This is a genomic window from Paraburkholderia sp. RL17-368-BIF-A (genome assembly GCF_046054045.1).
GTDB lineage: Bacteria > Pseudomonadota > Gammaproteobacteria > Burkholderiales > Burkholderiaceae > Paraburkholderia > Paraburkholderia graminis.
Genome location: NZ_JARESN010000006.1, coordinates 135,167 through 151,369, shown reverse-complemented (window position 1 = coordinate 151,369; position 16,203 = coordinate 135,167). Strand labels below are relative to the sequence as shown.

The following is a 16,203-nucleotide window of genomic DNA, read 5'->3' as shown; positions in this document are numbered from 1 at the left end:
AGTGGATAAAAACGAGGCACGGCCGCGCTAGAACACGCGACCTTCGGTGAGATGCGTTGTCACGCCGTTCAATTCGTAGTCGCCGATCACTCGCGCTTTGTGAAGCAGCGGATTGTGGCTGAATATGGTGCGTAGATTGCGCCAGTGGCGATCGAAGTTGTGCGAGCGCGCAGTCGCCGACGCACCACCGATTTCGAACAGCCGCTCGGCCGTATGCAGCGCGAGTTTGCTGACGACGAGCTGGGTCTTCGCGGTTGCAAGCGCGCCTTCCAGCACCAGTTCTTCGGCGTTCGCCGCGCCGTTGCGGATCGCATTCGCCGAGCGATCCAGCGTGCGTGCATTCTGCTGCACGAGCGCGTCGATCGAGTGGCTGTGCGCCGCAATGTCGCCCACCACCTGCTGCACGAAGCCATCTTCGCGCGAAGATGGAGCGGGACTGTGAAGCACCGGACGGCCATGCTGCACGACGTAGCGTCGCGCGTCGGCGAGAATATTGCGCACAATTCCCGCAGCGACGGCAACGAGATGCAACTGTCGCAACGCACCACCGTGCCGACCTGGGAGAGTCCCGTAACCGCGTGCGGAGATCTCGTGCGCAAAGACCTGCACATTGTCGAGCAGAAGACTGCCGCTCGCCGTCATGCGCTGTCCCATGCCATCCCAATCGTCGACGACCTGAAGGCCTTCACGCGATACCGGCACAATGAACGATACGTTTTCGCCGTTCTCGTCCTGCACGTTGATCCGCGCATAGTCCGCGAACGCCGTACCGGTCGAGTAATACTTCTTGCCGGTCACGCGGAAATGCTCGCCGTCGCGCACGAGCCTCGTGACAATTTCGCCGGGCCGCGATGTGCCCAGTTCCGTCGATGCCCCGCCGAAAATCGCGCCTTGCCTTACCCGTTCGATCTGCGTGTCGTTGAACGACGAACGCGGCGACAGCAACAGTTGCTCAGTCTGATCGTAGTGAATCCGTAGAGCGTGCGCGACGTTCGACTCGTGGGCTGCCAAAGTACTCACGACATGAAAGAGATCTTCGAGCGATCCGCCAAGGCCGCCCCACTCGACTGGAAATCGCAGCACACCCAGCCCCGATGCACGAAATAGCGCGAAGCGGTCCAGCGGCAACTCGCGCCGCAATTCGCGCCCGGCCGCATCTTCTCCGATTGCCTGCGCGAGCGCAGGCAACGCTGCAAGCGCGCTTTCGAGTTTCGAGCGTTTAATGGTGTCCTGAGACGCCTGCATAGACTGGTTTCCTTTTGCTACCGCACACATCTTGAGATGGCCACGGCGGAAAGCCGCGCCACCATCGTTGACGAATTCACGCCGTATACGTGGGTTCGACGCAGCAGTATAGGTGCGCAGCTTTCGAGACAGAACCAGCGAATCAAGCTATGAATATGCGCGATTCCGAAATGCGAATCGCCGATAAGGATTGGTGAATTTGTTATTGGAGTGCCAGGCATCGAGTTCGTATTCGATGCCGGTCAGCGAGCGAGGCGCTCGGCTCCTTCATGTAGCCGCACCACTGCCGATTGCGAGTAGCGCGGCTTACCCGCGTCGCGGATGGTCAAGAAAGAAGCGAAGCATTTCGGCACTTGCGTCCGGCCCCGCAGGGTCGGTGTAACTGCCTCCTGCGTTTCCACCCGCCCATGCGTGCCCGGCGCCATGAATGGTCCAGAGTTCTGCGTCGATGCTATCGGCGGAATGCAGTCGGCAGACAGTGCAGGCGCGCCGGCCCTGGTAGGTCCGGTGCCCTTCGCTAGGGTCGTCAGGCCGTGCAGCGAAGCCGTGCAGAAGCCGGGTCGCATTCGCGATGTTGACTGTGGCATCGGCGTCACCGTGAAAGACGATGACGGGCCTTTTCGGTGACAAGCGCTCATTTTCTGGCGTGTGCCGTGCCCCACGCGGACGTTTGCCCCCTTTCATCGCCGCCAGCGCGGAGGGTAGATCGTGCGCGCACCCTGCCGGAAGACCGGAATGAACGCCGGCCGCGGCGTACAGTTCGGGGTATTCGGCGATCATGATCGCCGCCATTGCGCCCCCCGCAGACATGCCCGCGACATACACGCGCGTGGGATCGACGCTGTGAGTGGAGATGATTTCGCGCGTGATGCCAGCAATCAACGACGGCTCCCCGCGATCGCGCTGCTGATCGTCCGGCTTGAACCAGTTCCAGCACTTTGACGGATTCGCCTGCGGCGGTTGCACCGGATAAGCAACGAGAAACCGATGCCGGTCGGCAAGCGCATTCATTTGTGTGCCTGCTGCGAAGTCGTCGGCGTCCTGCGTGCATCCGTGCAGCATCACCAGTAATGGCAACGGTTCGCCCACGGCCCCCGCTGGCACATACAGCCGATACTGACGGCGACCGGCGGCGTTCGCATACGCATGCGTGCCGAAATATCCGCGGTCTTCCACGTCAATGCAGTCTTCTCGTGCGCCACGCGCGGCAGTCTCACTTACGTTTGCAGGAGCGAAATCCGCCGACACTGGGCCGTTTTCTCGTCGTGCCGAGTTATTCGGTGTGCCGATGTCGCCACGCAGCGCGCGTTGTATCGCTTCTGTCGCTTCTGCAACGCCGTGTGTACGCAGCAGGGTCATCGCATCGTGCATCGAGTTCAAAAAGCCTTCATTGAGTTTCATTAATTTCCCACTTTCTGATGTTGGCTTCGGCCTCAGGCGGCTAGAGAATTCTGCCGGCGAGCGCCGCCTTGACGGCAGGCGAAGCGTGAAAGGCACCCAGCACGACGACGCTTTCGATAGTCGCCAGCGCGAGTTCCGGGGAAACGTCGGCAGCAATGCTGGCCAACCCAAGGACCTGAATATTCAGACGCTCGTGCGCGGCCTGGAGCGCCTCCAGATCTTGCCTGGAAAAACGCTGCAGCCCGAGCACCAGCGAACGACGCGCAACCGTTTCCCGCACGACCCCCGCATGCAGCGCGAGCTGGTTGCGGATTGCCGTCCGGATCAGGTCCGTCCGGTTCGAATAAAAGCCTTCCTCGACGAGCAGATCGATCTGCCCGAGGTCGACGGGGCCGAGGTTGATCGTGATTTTTTCCGACTCGCCGCCTGCCGGACGCGGCGTTACGACAGCAGACTGCTTTTTCATTTTTCCATCCGTACACCATCCAATGGGATGGTTATACGCGGGTTCGCCGGAGGGCGCAACGCATAAAAAGCGGGCCAGAGGCGATGGGCGGGACGTCGTTATCCACCGGAGGCGAAGGGTTTGCCGGGGGAAATAACAGCAGCCGGTACGGCGGCCTGGCTACCGCGTGAGCGTGAGGTGTGGCCCGCCGCCTGCAGCCGGCGAGCACGCGAGATGGCTCTGGCCCGAGCACCAGAAAGTCGAAGCCGCCCTTCGGATTCGGACGGCACGCGTCATTGCGGCAGACCGTAGGGGCGTCGGCCCGTCGGCTCCGCGGTCCGCCGTTACACGCCTATTCCTGGTGACAATGCACCCTGAAGTGTCTCAGCATGGCGGGCCCGAACGCATTGCTGATGGCCACATCGGCCGCATCACGACCATATGCCATCAGAATGCGCCCAATGCGCGGTGCGTTGTTGCGAGGGTCGAACGTTTGCCAGCTACCTCCCACGTAGGCCTGAAACCAGCCCGCGAAATCCATCGGCGCCTCTACCGGCGGCAGGCCAATGTCGCTGATATAGCCGGTGCAGTAGCGCGCCGGAATATTCATCGCACGGCATAGCGTGACGCCGAGATGCGCAAAGTCCCGGCAGACGCCTGTGCGTTCGCGGTACACATCGACTGCGGTTTTGGTCGCTCGCGCGTGTCCGTAGTCAAACCGGATATGTCGGTGCACGAAATCGCAGATTGCGAGAACCGTCTCGCGGCCCGGCGGACACTGCCCAAAGATTTTCCACGCAACATCGACCAGCAGATCGGTTTCGCAGTAGCGGCTGCCCAGCAGGAAAACCAGCGTCTCGTCGGGCAACTGTTCAACCGGATCGCGCCGACCGTCGATAGGCCGCGTTTCCATCGATTCCGGCACGTTCAGCAGCGCCGTCGTGCTCAGTCCAATCCGGCCGGCGGGCGCGACGATCCGGCTGCACAGGTTGCCGTAGCCATCGCGATACTGCCTGATCGGCACCGGCGGATCGGTAACAAGCACGTCCGCCACAAGAATATCCTTCGCATGCGAAGAATGCGTGTTCAACATCAGCATCATCGGCGTCGGTCCTGGACACTCGAACGACAGCTCATATCCGACGCGAAGCTTCATCGGAGCTCCTGGTTTGACTGATCGTTGGGAGGTGCTGCGGCAGGCATTCCAAAGTGGTGGGGATGTCTGCAATAACATCATCCCACGATGCGGGGCGCTTCGCCCTGCATCAAAAACAATCGCATGCCGGTGTTGCCGGTTGGGCAGCATTTCATGAAGAATCGCGACCTATCGCCACCTCGCCGCGGCCAACCGGATGTTTGCCTGCCGGGATGCCCCCGGTGGCCGGTCTTTGCCAGACGCCGGACGATCACACCATATTGCGCTCGGGGGCGTCCCGCGTCTGACCGGGTGATTCTCCGACCACCCGATTCCTTCCCGCGCGCTTCGCTGCATAGAGCAGCTGATCGGCGCGCGCCAGCAGCGCCCTCAAGTCCTCACCAGGCCGATACCGCGCGATGCCAGCACTGGTCGTGACGCGAAGCGTAGCCTCGATCTCATCGAAGCGCGAAGACTCCAGCACAGTGCGTAAGCGCTCGGCGATCTCATACGCGAATTTGTCGTCAGCACCGGGCAGCAGAAGCACGAACTCCTCGCCGCCGATGCGCGCGACCACATCTTTCTCGCGCACCGCGGCGCGCAGGATTGCGGCGAACTGGCGCAGCACCGCATCGCCGGCCGCATGCCCGTAACGGTCATTGATGGACTTGAAGTTGTCGATGTCGAAAGCGATCAGTGTGAGCGGATAGCTTCGCCGGTCCGCGACGCGCCGGCCCGCCAGGCGTTCAAACGCGCGCCGATTCAACGTTTCGGTGAGCGAATCGAGATCGCGTTCGAGAGTCAGCCGGTCGATTACGTCCGACATCGCCGCGGCCAGCAGCACAAGCCCCAAGACAGCGCCCATCAGGGCGAGCGACAACTGTAGCAAGACCCAGAACTTGGTTCGCGCGAACGGCGCAGTGCTATGCGGCAAGGGTTGGATCGTGGTGAGCGACGTTCTGATAAAAAAACTGACGCCGAAGATCAGCAGCACCCAGAGGAGAACGTGGTTGACGATGCGGCCATTGCAGTGTTTCCTGAAACGGATCGCGGTAAACAACATCAACAGCCCGGCGCTGAAATTCAGAATGTAGATACGCACCAGCAGGTTCGGCGTCACGAAGGAGAAGTAATACATGCCGGCCAGCACCAGCACGAACATCGACGCATGCGTCACCAGTCGCAGGTGAAGCCCGGCCCTGCGCATCACACCTTCCGCTAACAGTTGAATGCTCAACGCATAAAACGTTGCCGATACAAGGGCGTTCAATTGCCATTCATCCGGCAGGTGGCAAATCTGCACGGCGGAGCCGAGTGCAAAAGCAGCAAACGAAGCGGCAAGAAGGCGCAGATAACGCAGTCGTCGATCATAGAACCATGCACACGCAAAACCGAACGCAAAGACGGCCGTGATGCCTGGAATGATCAATTGAATGAGTTGATTGGGCGTTATCTGAACGGACATTTAGCTCGTTCTCCGGTGCCGGCTACGACACCGACGTGCCTACGAGTTCGCGTTGCGAGGTCCCATTCTAAAGGCGCTGCAACCGTCGGGAGAACGTGCAGATGCGAAGACAACCGTTCGTCTTCCGGTTGACTTCTGCATGCCCCTCCGGCAAACGACATGGCTGGCCATTCACCGGGCTCGACTTGCCGCATGCGGCTATCAACCGGTCACTTCTAGCGATACGTCCACGATTTCCGGCTCGTAGACGCTTGCAAGCGCAGTCCGGGGAATCCATCGAAGCTTATGTGATCGCCGCCCGGCAGCCTGGCCGCGGCGCGTGCATCGAAGGGCGTTCTTCCCTCGGCGTAGGACTCGCAGCTCCGCCCTATTCGTTCTCGTCGAAGTAGTGAAGTGGCCTTTGCCTGGCGGGCCTCTGCCGACCAACCTACGCCAGAGCCTACGCCAGAATACATCGCAGCTGTTTGACACGCTCGTGTCGCTTTTTTGCTACAAACAAAACGAAAGTGCCCGAATCGCAGCTGCTCGACCAGAAAGCAGTCACTGCCTAGCGCGCGCTGCACACGCTTCCATTCGATTGTCAATTCCATGGGGGGACCAGACGGCACAGATTTTCCGCCGGTTCACGCGAGGTCGATACCGTCACCTATACCGGGAATTCCAGACGGCAATTGTCAGCTTTGAGAACGCTGGATCGGAGGATCGAGGTGCGCCTGGTTGAACGATCGCGAACGCGAAGCATGCGAGGACCGCTCATGTGGAAACACGGTCACCGATACCCGTCACCACCTTGCAGTACGGTCCGGCAGAGCCTGCGGGAGCTATGCGACGCCTCGAACCCCGAAAGCTTCCCTCCAACGAAGCGGGAGCTTTCGAAACACCGCAGACGCCGCAGTTAAAAAAATCATTGCGGCAAATTCTTGCGCCGACACGCTAAATAATTGTGATGCAGAGGCTGTACCTCGCCAGCGTCAATCATATAGAGGTCGGCTGCAATTTCGATGTCAACATTTGGGCGGCCCCATGTCGGCCTCAGCACCACCAGCCGTCAGGAACGCTTACATTTTCCAGGTTTGTCTTGCATCGGTGCGTTTGCGTACCGTCCCGATCCGAGCCGCGACGATGTCTACTGCTACGACGCCAGGATGCGAATGGCTCACGAAGCGGGCCGCTCGCCTTTGGGAATTTGCCGCCTTGCAGCGCCCGTATTCTCCGGCGGCAGAAGGTTAGAAACCGGACGAGCGTCAGCCCACTCCCGGACCTCGTGTGCGAGCCATCCCACTCTGCGGCCCGATAGTAGCCGCGGTTCAGGGAAGCTTTTCTCGCGAACCAGCTTCTGTACAGTCGCCGGCGACAAGGAAAGCGAGTCGGCCACTTCTTTCAGAGACAAACAGATTTTCATCGTCGTTTCCACCTTCTTCTGTCGTCCTTAACACCCTATCCGCACGACACTGCTCTCAGTAACGCGTTTTTTCCGAATTTAATGGATGGGATCGAGTTGGGCAAATCTCCTTGGGAGAACAGAATTGCGTTTATCAGTGCATCAATTGTGCAACGCGCTTTCTCACGGGTTCCCCCGGCGCCCTATGCAAAGTCAGACCGAGCTGAAAGTCACCAGCGGCACAATTCCTGACGTTGATTTTTCTTTTTTATCGTTCCGTGAAGCGTATCTAGCAAGCAGGCTCTCGGGTCCTGAATCATGTCGCGCTTCTCATCCAGCTCACTCTCTTGGGGCCCACGGCTGCGCAGCCGCGCCCTACCGCCACTGCTGCTAACCGGGCGCAAGTCCGGTCCAGCTTGCCGCCTGCCGCCCGTTTCTGAAGTCGTGCCCAGCACCGATACCGGTGAGCAACGCGCCGTCCGTGGTTGGGCCGGTATCCCTCGGAGAGCACGCCCCCTTCCTGAATTCGAAGCTCGCACATCGCAGGCTTATCGGTCTGCCAGCGCGGCGCGCTCCATGAACCTGCGCCGACAGACGCCACCAGCCCATGAGCGTCCGCAGGAAACCTGGTTGACCAAATCTGGTTGATCAAGTGCGGGTTGATGCTAGCATCGATGCATCAACGCATCAAAACCGGAGCAATGCTATGCGAACCACCGTTACAATCGACGACGCGCTCTATCAGGAAGCTTTGGAACTTGCCGACCCGGGGACGGACAAGGCCGGCCTGTTCCGGTCGGCGATGCAGACTTTCGTCCGCGTCCAGGCTGCTAAACGCCTCGCCGCGCTCGGCGGAACTGTCCCTGACATCTCGGACATCCCACGGCGCCGCCCCAAGGCTGACAGAAAGTGAACAACGTACTGATCGATACCTCTGTGTGGGTAGACCATTTCCGCCGACGGAGCGAAACTCTCGTTCATCTGATCACCACCGATCAGGCGCTTACCCACCCGCTCGTGCTCATTGAACTCGCCTGCGGTACCCCGCCAGCGCAGCGGGCACGCGTCATGTGTGCTTTTCCTATGTCTTATCGAGTGCCAGGCTCGGCCGGAACTGCTCGACCAGTCGATGGTGCAGAATCCGCAGCGCGTCGGACGCGGAAAGCACCGCTGCTTCCGCCGCAGGCCGCTCGTTATCTGGCGATGGCCCAATGCGCTTGTGGATACGGACAGCAGCGCAATACTGGTTCACCGCCGTCTGCACCGAGTCTAGGTACTGACGCAGCGCTATGCCGAACAAAAACTGCGCGTCCATCTTTCGCCTCAAGAATTCGGCTAGTCGTACCTCTTGTTCGTCGTCGCTCCAGTTCATGTGAGAAACGAGAACGTCGTTCGTCGCCGCATATACGGCCCATCGCCGGTCAAACAAGGCATGCTTCAAGTTTCGATGAGCAAGCTGCCGTTGCTGGAAAGCGACGGCTACGCCTGCCGCTACAATTATTGGCGTCACTATGCCGAAAAGTGCTTGAAGCCAACCGGGCATTATCTTTTCCGATCCGTTAGCAGGCGAGTTTGTTTGTTTCCAAGTCGCGGCAATCTTCCTCGTAGGCTCGGTCCAGCCACTTCAGGAACGATTGTTTTCCACCCTCGAGTGCCAACGTCGCGGGTGTGTCCTTTGCGGTCGGCGCAATCACTTGTCCTTGCGGCGTCATGTCATAACCAATATCGACATAATTTTCGCCCTCGCCATGTTTCGACCCAATCCAGTAGGTAATGCCCACCACTTCGGGTTGGCCAGTGGGCCCTCCCCCAATATCGTCGTCGCCCCACGGGTGCCCGGTACTTGAACTTCGCGGGCCGTTTTGCCTGCGCATAGGCCAGAACTTGTGCAACCGTCGAACCGTCTGCGGTCTGATGGTTGTTCGCGGCCTGAGCCCAAGCGGCGGCTACATCATGGGGCAAGACGTTAGCTTTTGCCGGTACGGCGGTTGCTTGCGCCGTGGTCTGTGCCGCGGCCGGGCCGTCGTTGTCGCCACACGCGGACAGAAAAAGAACTGACATTGCGCCGCAAATGAAGATGGGGTTGGGGGCCGCACGCTGGCTGTTCGCGCCGCTTTATAAAACCAAGTATCGGGAGCGCGCGGATCCAGCAAGCTTTTCCGATTCGTGCACGTTTGCTTTTCCACTAAATCTTGTACGGGACACGTACACCGGGCTCGTCCGCGGGAAAATCCTTCGTATTGCGGGAAACCAACAGCATTGAATTCACTTGTGCGGAGGCCCAGACGATGGCATCGGGCAGTCGAATTCGCCTTTGTTTGCGAATCTCAACCGCCCGATTTGCGATCGCAGCGTCGAGCGCAATCACGTCAAACGAACCGAGCCACGTGCGAACAGCCACCTCATCTTCGGATGTTGTCCCAACAAGGACCTCCATCCAGGTGATCGTGCTAATAGCACGATACTCATAGCGCCCAATTTCTTTCTTCGCCGCGCCAACACCGCTGAGGTAGTCGATTAGAACGTTCGTGTCAAAGAGCGCCCTTACCATTCTGAGCGAAGTTCCTGTTGGTATTCCAGACCGTCAACTTTCTTGCTTTTCCATAGCCCGAAAACGTCGGCCCCGCGTGCTCGCCTGTGTTGCGCGATATAGGCCTCGATCGCGTCGCGGATGACAGCGGCGCGGGGACGTTGCTCCGTCTCCACGAGGACCGCCAACTCTTCAACTTGCGCATCAGGTAGGTCAATTAGTATTCGACTCATCGCCGCCTCCTTTCATGATATACATATCATATATCATTTGCGAGCCAGCCGCAAGCGAGCGCTTCGCCGTAATGTCGGCATTTTTGGCCTTACCTTTAGTCGAAGCCATCGGCCCGACGCGACCAAGACGGCGAGCGCTTCGTCGGCGGCTCCCCAACCTCCCGTTCGCGGACCGCGAGCGCATCTGGGCACAGCAGGAATGAAAATGACCTTGGACGACTTGGAACAAGTGGGAATTGTCGTCGGCGAGATTGCCGATGCAGCGTTAGGAAACCAATTTATCGCTTGTGTCGGCAAGGTGACTCGCGGCGGTATCAAATCCGACGACGGGCAACACTGGATGGGCGCCACACCCCTGCAAGCGGCAATGCGTTGCTACAAAGAGTCGGACGTGCTGAAGTAGGACGTTCGGAGCCGGTTGGTGACACGCGTGGGCATGATGGCCTCGAACTCGGCCCCTCCCCCTCAGACGCTGCTCGTCGCCATGCAGTGCGGTGATGCAAAACCCGCCGCGCACTCTCTCAGTTGTCGGTGAGCATCGTCTGCCGGCCGGCATGGCGGCGGCGGTCCCATCCGTCAGTTACCGCCACGCCCGGACGCTGCCCGATCATCGAGACGCGTCGGCGACGAACAATCGCTCAGACCTTCTGACGCCCCTGAACCCTGAGCAGCCCGTCGCGTCCGCCCTGCTCCGCCGCCGTCCATCTTGCGCCCGTGGTCATCCGTCGCGGCTGGGAGCATCGCGCTTAACTGCAATAGGCCGGCAGTACGGCCTGCCGCGAGCCGAGACAGCGCGCCGGGCGGCGCGAGGTCAGGACGATGACTCGGCCACAACCGCGATGTCGCATAGGGAGACGCCGTACTCGAGTGCGACAACGATTCGGGCAGCGATTCCCATCAAGCGCCCCTCCAGTTCAAAAGTCGAACCGAGCTCTTCTGCGGTTAAGAGCACCACTTCAATGTCGTCTGCGATGGTGATAAGTTCGTAGCCCGCTGCCACTACGGACTTTCGAAACTCCCAGACAAGCCCGGGCAACGAAGGCACGAGGGTACTGAGCAGTTCCATATTGAACGCGCTTCCATGGACCAGCCGCTTCAATGAACCCAACGGGGTCGCCCGTTCGGCTTGCTGAAGCGAAAGCTGTATCGTCGTCCCAGAACGGGCACGATGCGTCGGTGACGTCTGGCGTAGGCCTCGACGTTGCCAAATTCGGGCCTCGTTTTTCTGAAGTTTGCCATCACGCAAAGGAGCCGGTGATTTCTCTCGAATGTCCGCCGGCTTGCACCCTGCGTCCATGGCTAATCCAACATCTCATCAGGCCATAACTGCGCGCCGTGCAACACCCGCAGGATGCGCACGGTTTCTCCCATGATCCGATAGGCGGCTATATATGGTGTCCGGCTTATAACCAGTTCGCGAGTACCTTCGATGCGCCTAGGGCGGCCAGTCTCTGGAAACTGCAGTAGCTGCCTAACCTGCACACGAATCCGATCATCGACGACGACGGCCGCGTACGGACTGTCCTGTTCGATGTAATCAAAAATAGCGTCGCGATTCTCTACTGCGAAAGCAGCCCATTCAAGCCTCACGCGTCACCCTCGCCAGCTTTCCGAAGGGCCGCAGCGCGCCGCTTCGCAAAATGAGCTTCGACTTCATCCCCCGCGGTAGCAGGCCGCGGGTCGTTCAATGCTTCCTGCACTTTCGCACGGAACCAGGCGTCATGCACGGCCGGGTCGGTCGCGAAGGCGAACGGCAACGCACCTTCGTTCGCCACGCGCGTCAGCAGGATTCGCACCGCATCCGAGACAGTCAGTCCCATGTTGTCGAGCACCGCAGCCGCGCGCTCTTTCAGCGCGGGGTCGATGCGTGTTTGCACCAATGCAGTCGCAGCCATAACGATTACTCCTTCGCGTAGTCTTAGACCCCCTATTGTAATTCATTCGAATTACATGCGCGCGCTATCGTGAGCCGCGACCGGACGGCCAGCAAGCAGATCAACACTTTCCGCAGCCCACCCATTTAAGCCTGATCGGGCGGTCCATCGGGACCGACTCCGGCGCGCTGATGACCCATTGCGACGCAAGGCGGCCGAGGCGCTGCAGGTAGCTGCGCTCGATCAGGCAGCCGCAAATTGGCGACTCGTTCGCGCAAGCGAACTTGTTACTACTATCGGGCGGCGCAGCATTCTTGCCAGTCTCCGGTCCCACAAAGGTTTACGGCGCAGCGCCTCGTCAACTAATTCCGCTACTACTGTCCGGTCCGGCTGCAACTGATCTTGTAACGCACCGCACGCCAATGGCCGCGCCCGGGCCGAAAACACCGAACCACCGGCTGCGGCCTATGCGGCAACCGGTGGCGCCCCCAGCGCAAGCCATCGGCGGAACAGGACGGTACTTGATCGGACCTCGAGCGGCTTCGTCGCAAACCGGCCTCTAAGCGACGATTAGAGGTTGGAGTTAGATGACCGTTGCCGTCTCTGCAACGGCCGCTCGCAAGCAGTCGATGTCTTTCAACTTGAGTAAATATCGCGGACACGCTTTCGTCGAAAGCCGGGCGAAGTGTCACAAATCCTCGAATTTGCCATCAGAGTCCAATTTTAGACCTTCATTGAGTCCGCAACGATGTCTTAATGCCGTGGGACTTCACCGCTCCAATAATTTTTTTAAGGCGTGATTTTTCCGTTGAATTAGCGGAGAAATACGATTATTCTCGCCCCGGCGAACCGAAAGTCTAAGTAAGAAATGGCTAATAACAATGCTCGGTTGCGCGTCTGGTCGGAGGCATCCGCTCACTTTGGCTGACTGACAATGTATCGAAAACCGGAAGTCCCCCAGGACCAATATCGACCTTCGCCCGGGCGACGCAGATCGCCTGTGGATGTTTCTTGAATCCAGGAGAACACCGGGCTTGAGATAAAGAGCGGCATATATCGAATCAAAGGAATAAAAATGCAGGGGAAAAAAAGTACGGCGATTTTGCTTTCGATCGCGATGTCGACATTGTTCAGTGGCTGCGGCGGTTCGGATTCTGCGGCAACCAGTCAGGGCATTGTGCCGGCGTCGATGAAAGGTACCGCGGCGACAGGCGCGCCCATTGCCAACGGTCAGGTGTCGCTGAATTGCGTTGCCGGGCACGCCTCAACCCAGACCGCGGCGGACGGTTCGTGGTCGGTTTCAACTGCCGGATTAACGTTGCCGTGTGTGATTCGCGTTTCGGCTTCGTCGGGATTGGTCCTGCATTCCTATGCTGCTTCGCCGGGAACTATTAACGTGACGCCGTTCACCGAACTCGTCACGGCAGGCGCCGCGGCGAATTCCGACACAGAAACGTTCTTCAATGGGTTCTCCGCTGCGTCGGCGAGTGCGGCCAGCGGTCGGCTTGCCATCGCAGTTGCGCAAACCGGGCTATTGCTGGCTAAGCTCGGTGTGAATGTCAATGCAATCGATCTCATGAATCAGCAGTTTCAGGCGGTTTCCGGCAATGCATACGACGACGGACTGGAGTTGCTGAGCGCACGGCTCGCTGCCACCAACAGTACTCTGACCACGATTACCCAGCAACTTGTGAGCGGCAATGTTGGGCCGGTTGGAGTCACCGGCGCGACGGGGGCGACCGGCGCGACCGGTGCAACGGGCGCCACCGGTGCAACGGGCGCCACCGGTGCAGCGGGTTCCAACGGCGCGACGGGCGCTACGGGGCCGACCGGTGCCACCGGTGCGGTGGGCGCAATGGGGCCGACGGGCGCGACCGGCGCGCAAGGCACCCAGGGCGCACCCGGAGCAACGGGGCCGACCGGCGCGACCGGCCCGACCGGAGCCACGGGTGCTACCGGTGCTACCGGCGCCACGGGAGCACAGGGAGCCACAGGTTCGGTTCCGGGACTCGGTAATCCGGGCAATGCTGCCCCGGGAACGGGCGACACCTGCACGCTCGGTACTGTCTGGCTGACGGCGGCCGCCGTCGGCGTGGGGGTGCCTGCAAATGGCCAGCTTCTCAGCATCTCGCAGAACCCAGCGCTTTTCAGCCTGTTGGGAACTGCCTTCGGTGGAGACGGCGTAACAACCTTTGCGCTGCCCAACCTGGCGTCAGTCACGCCGAACGGCCTGACCTACATGATCTGCAATGACGGTACCTACCCGTCGCGTAGCTGAAGCAGCCTGGATGGGGCGTAATCGAGGCACAGGCTGGCCGGCAAGGTAGCCTCTACAGCCCGAAATATTGCCGGTTTCCCTCGATGCGTTGACGATGCTCCTGCGGGAATTTCTGTTCGCGCAGGAGCCGCTGCAGCGCGATACGCCCCTGCTCGATAGCACCGACGTAATACGCGCTCACCACCAGCTCGTCCAGAGCTCGCCAGGCGTAGACCGATTCGTCGACGAACAGCGTGTCCGTAGGACGCGCGATCGCAGCCGCCTGCCGTGCGAACAGATGCGCCAACGCGAACTCACCGCGCAGCCGGTGATACGCCGCGAGTCGGCTGAGTGGCTCAGCGCGATGCGGACGAGCTTGGTATGCCGCGAGGTACGCCTCGCGAACTTCGTTCGGATTTGCGCCACTGAGTTCAGTTAGGGATGCGATCTGAAAGAGCGCGAACCAGCGCTCTTCATCCCATCCTTCCATTCCACACCGCTCGCGGTACACGCGAATGCTATCCTCCAGCCGGCCAGCATCCCGGTAGCTCTGAGCGAGGTAAAACCGATAGCGAGGGTTATCAGGCTCGTTGCGTGCCGCTTTTTCCAGCACTTCGATGTCGCGCAGATAGGTGTTGGTATCGCGAGCACGGGCACCGTCGCGAGACACGACAATCGTCGCGCCCGGCAGAATCTGCCAGGAATGAGGCGACTCCTGAGTCAGGTACTCGTGCAATACGCCTTCCCAGCGCCAGGGTTGATGCGCCGCGACAAGTGCATTGCGCAGGTATTGCCATTCGTCGAGCTGGCAGCGGAACTGGTAACCGTCCGCTTCAAGCTGCTGCCATGCGAAACCTGCCTCCATCTGCAGGGTTTCGTCGGCGTCGATGAAGAACAGGTAGTCGCCGTGCGGCCTGGCGAGTGTCAGCGCTTCGTTGCGGTTGTGCGCGAAATCCCGCCAGACTCGCTCATGCAATGCCCCTGAAATGCCCGCCATACAGTGCCGAATAATGTCTTGCGTACCGTCTGAAGAGCCTGTATCGATGATTACCCAATGATCGATCCATGGTTTGACGCTTGTGAGGCACCTTTCGATGACTGGCGCCTCGTTCTTCACAATCATGCTCAAGCAGATTTTCTTCATCTATTTCCCATGGTCGCGTGGACGGTGTCATCTGTTCAGCGCCGCGTATACATTCCTAAAAAGAACTACGAGCGTCGACGCTCATTTTCCAGCGTGCGCATATTATTCTGAACGGCAGGATGCGCCCGTGATAAAGAGGGGGAGCCGTTGACCGTCACAATACTGATAAATATTTCTCTGCCGTTCAGACGTGTGAGTTTAAGATAGGTCCGCATGCCCGACTGTCCGTATCGCTCACCGACTGCTTCAATCAATTTCACGTCGTGTCTCCATGCTGAGTCACCTCACCATAAGTCGCCCCCGCCAGCCGTCGGGACGGTAGCAAATTACATGAGGCAACAACAACGGCTCGGTAACAAATAATTTGAGTCAATGCGCCGGCCAAGATAATTGTCGCCGCCCACCCTATGGCACTGTTCCCACGCGGCGTCCGCTGGACGCCTCGCACGCTGCCCCGCAGCCGGCCACCGGGTGGCGCAGGCTACTCGTCGTCGACGATCACCTGCCAAGTGCGGCAGCGATCAGCGCGGCGCTATCCATTGCAGGATACGACGTTCAGTTTATACGGAGTCCCCGCTTCATTTGCTCGAAGAGATCGCTCTAAGGCCCATCTGAAAAGGTCCAACGAGCTACCAGACCGGAATGTCTCAGATCGGTGAAGCAGCAGACCGTCGCCCATGTTAACTGAGTGACTCAAACGGGTCGGGGGGCGGCCGACCACGCGTAGGCTGAGTCGTGTTGGCAAGGAAATAGAAGTCGGCATATATCGGCAGTTGATGACGCTCTGTCCCGTTGTCGAACGTCGCGTTGTTGTTTCTGCTGGCGAAGACCTGTTCCGCTCGATCACGCCGCGTGTCGCCCCAAGTTGCATATCAAGAGGGCCGTTCCCCTGAATTTGATATGGTGCAGTCCCGCGATGAATCCGGTCTTTGCGTCATGTGGATGCTGCGGTGATAGCGCAGTCTCGCAGCAACCGACGCACGTGCAGCGCCAAGGGCCGACCTGGCTCCCGCGGGCCCAGAGCGCAAACCGCTAACTTTTGACCGACTACTCCTGTGCCGCCTGCTAACCTTCGGATCAGTGGAGGTGCCGA

18 protein-coding genes and 3 pseudogenes are annotated in these 16,203 nt (G+C 59.8%); 4 read left to right on the top strand and 17 right to left on the bottom strand.

The window, feature by feature from the left end:
• Positions 1 to 27 precede the first annotated feature (27 nt).
• The 8 genes and pseudogenes from P0D87_RS12855 to P0D87_RS12820 all read right to left on the bottom strand — a co-directional run.
• Positions 28 to 1,245 (bottom strand): acyl-CoA dehydrogenase family protein, encoded by a 1,218-nt coding sequence (locus tag P0D87_RS12855; RefSeq protein ID WP_006051636.1) that lies wholly within the window; start codon positions 1,243 to 1,245, stop codon positions 28 to 30.
• A gap of 306 nt (positions 1,246 to 1,551) precedes the next feature.
• Positions 1,552 to 2,646 carry an extracellular catalytic domain type 1 short-chain-length polyhydroxyalkanoate depolymerase gene (locus tag P0D87_RS12850; RefSeq protein WP_053860456.1) on the bottom strand — a complete coding sequence of 365 codons (1,095 nt, stop codon included), beginning with the start codon at positions 2,644 to 2,646 and terminating at the stop codon, positions 1,552 to 1,554.
• 40 nt (positions 2,647 to 2,686) lie between these two features.
• Positions 2,687 to 3,112: a ribbon-helix-helix domain-containing protein gene (locus tag P0D87_RS12845; RefSeq protein ID WP_053860455.1), complete on the bottom strand. Its 426-nt coding sequence runs from the start codon at positions 3,110 to 3,112 to the stop codon at positions 2,687 to 2,689.
• 331 nt (positions 3,113 to 3,443) lie between these two features.
• Positions 3,444 to 4,247 carry a transglutaminase-like domain-containing protein gene (locus tag P0D87_RS12840; protein WP_053860454.1) on the bottom strand — a complete coding sequence of 268 codons (804 nt, stop codon included), beginning with the start codon at positions 4,245 to 4,247 and terminating at the stop codon, positions 3,444 to 3,446.
• Positions 4,248 to 4,497: 250 nt separating this feature from the next.
• Positions 4,498 to 5,655: a GGDEF domain-containing protein gene (locus P0D87_RS12835; RefSeq protein WP_408636841.1), complete on the bottom strand. Its 1,158-nt coding sequence runs from the start codon at positions 5,653 to 5,655 to the stop codon at positions 4,498 to 4,500.
• A gap of 182 nt (positions 5,656 to 5,837) precedes the next feature.
• Positions 5,838 to 6,062: pseudogene (locus tag P0D87_RS12830) on the bottom strand (hypothetical protein); the annotation flags it as partial.
• Between the two features lie 785 nt (positions 6,063 to 6,847).
• Positions 6,848 to 7,093 (bottom strand): helix-turn-helix transcriptional regulator, encoded by a 246-nt coding sequence (locus tag P0D87_RS12825; RefSeq protein WP_082367211.1) that lies wholly within the window; start codon positions 7,091 to 7,093, stop codon positions 6,848 to 6,850.
• Positions 7,094 to 7,431: 338 nt separating this feature from the next.
• A pseudogene (locus tag P0D87_RS12820) lies at positions 7,432 to 7,573 on the bottom strand (transposase); the annotation flags it as partial.
• A gap of 205 nt (positions 7,574 to 7,778) precedes the next feature.
• On the opposite strand from P0D87_RS12820, the gene P0D87_RS12815 reads away from it, so the two are divergent.
• Positions 7,779 to 7,985 (top strand): type II toxin-antitoxin system VapB family antitoxin, encoded by a 207-nt coding sequence (locus P0D87_RS12815; RefSeq protein WP_006051641.1) that lies wholly within the window; start codon positions 7,779 to 7,781, stop codon positions 7,983 to 7,985.
• Positions 7,982 to 8,143 (top strand): annotated as a pseudogene (locus P0D87_RS12810) (VapC toxin family PIN domain ribonuclease); the annotation flags it as partial. The gene P0D87_RS12815 and the pseudogene P0D87_RS12810, both read left to right, overlap by 4 nt.
• 10 nt (positions 8,144 to 8,153) lie before the next feature.
• Here the strand turns inward: P0D87_RS12810 and P0D87_RS12805 are convergent.
• The 4 genes from P0D87_RS12805 to P0D87_RS12790 form a co-directional block, all read right to left on the bottom strand.
• Entirely contained in the window at positions 8,154 to 8,615 is a 462-nt protein-coding gene (locus P0D87_RS12805) for a hypothetical protein (RefSeq protein ID WP_053860452.1), read from the bottom strand.
• A gap of 16 nt (positions 8,616 to 8,631) precedes the next feature.
• Positions 8,632 to 8,856, bottom strand: a complete 225-nt coding sequence (locus tag P0D87_RS12800; protein WP_149029255.1) for a hypothetical protein — start codon at positions 8,854 to 8,856, stop codon at positions 8,632 to 8,634.
• Between the two features lie 401 nt (positions 8,857 to 9,257).
• Entirely contained in the window at positions 9,258 to 9,623 is a 366-nt protein-coding gene (locus P0D87_RS12795; RefSeq protein ID WP_053860450.1) for a type II toxin-antitoxin system VapC family toxin, read from the bottom strand.
• Complete coding sequence (locus P0D87_RS12790; RefSeq protein WP_006051645.1) at positions 9,617 to 9,835, bottom strand: ribbon-helix-helix protein, CopG family; 219 nt, start codon at positions 9,833 to 9,835, stop codon at positions 9,617 to 9,619. Before P0D87_RS12790 ends, P0D87_RS12795 begins: the two co-directional genes overlap by 7 nt.
• 205 nt (positions 9,836 to 10,040) lie before the next feature.
• Here P0D87_RS12790 and P0D87_RS12785 point away from each other — a divergent pair, with 205 nt between their 5' ends.
• Complete coding sequence (locus P0D87_RS12785; protein ID WP_006051646.1) at positions 10,041 to 10,238, top strand: hypothetical protein; 198 nt, start codon at positions 10,041 to 10,043, stop codon at positions 10,236 to 10,238.
• 408 nt (positions 10,239 to 10,646) lie between these two features.
• Here the strand turns inward: P0D87_RS12785 and P0D87_RS12780 are convergent, their stop codons facing one another.
• The 3 genes from P0D87_RS12780 to P0D87_RS12770 form a co-directional block, all read right to left on the bottom strand.
• Positions 10,647 to 10,901, bottom strand: a complete 255-nt coding sequence (locus tag P0D87_RS12780; RefSeq protein WP_053860449.1) for a hypothetical protein — start codon at positions 10,899 to 10,901, stop codon at positions 10,647 to 10,649.
• Between the two features lie 233 nt (positions 10,902 to 11,134).
• A complete protein-coding gene (locus tag P0D87_RS12775) occupies positions 11,135 to 11,425 on the bottom strand; it encodes a type II toxin-antitoxin system RelE/ParE family toxin (protein ID WP_006051648.1) in 291 nt (96 codons plus the stop codon).
• Positions 11,422 to 11,730 (bottom strand): type II toxin-antitoxin system RelB/DinJ family antitoxin, encoded by a 309-nt coding sequence (locus P0D87_RS12770; RefSeq protein ID WP_006051649.1) that lies wholly within the window; start codon positions 11,728 to 11,730, stop codon positions 11,422 to 11,424. Before P0D87_RS12770 ends, P0D87_RS12775 begins: the two co-directional genes overlap by 4 nt.
• A gap of 1,054 nt (positions 11,731 to 12,784) precedes the next feature.
• Between P0D87_RS12770 and P0D87_RS12765 the strand changes: the two genes are divergently transcribed.
• On the top strand, positions 12,785 to 13,987 hold the full coding sequence (locus tag P0D87_RS12765) for a phage tail protein (protein WP_053860448.1): 1,203 nt from the start codon (positions 12,785 to 12,787) through the stop codon (positions 13,985 to 13,987).
• Between the two features lie 52 nt (positions 13,988 to 14,039).
• On the opposite strand, the gene P0D87_RS12760 is transcribed toward P0D87_RS12765, so the two are convergent.
• Both P0D87_RS12760 and P0D87_RS12755 read right to left on the bottom strand, forming a co-directional pair.
• Positions 14,040 to 15,110, bottom strand: coding sequence for a tetratricopeptide repeat-containing glycosyltransferase (locus tag P0D87_RS12760; protein WP_006051651.1), 1,071 nt, complete (start codon positions 15,108 to 15,110; stop codon positions 14,040 to 14,042).
• Between the two features lie 65 nt (positions 15,111 to 15,175).
• Positions 15,176 to 15,370: a hypothetical protein gene (locus tag P0D87_RS12755; protein ID WP_149029254.1), complete on the bottom strand. Its 195-nt coding sequence runs from the start codon at positions 15,368 to 15,370 to the stop codon at positions 15,176 to 15,178.
• Between the last annotated feature and the right edge of the window lie 833 nt (positions 15,371 to 16,203).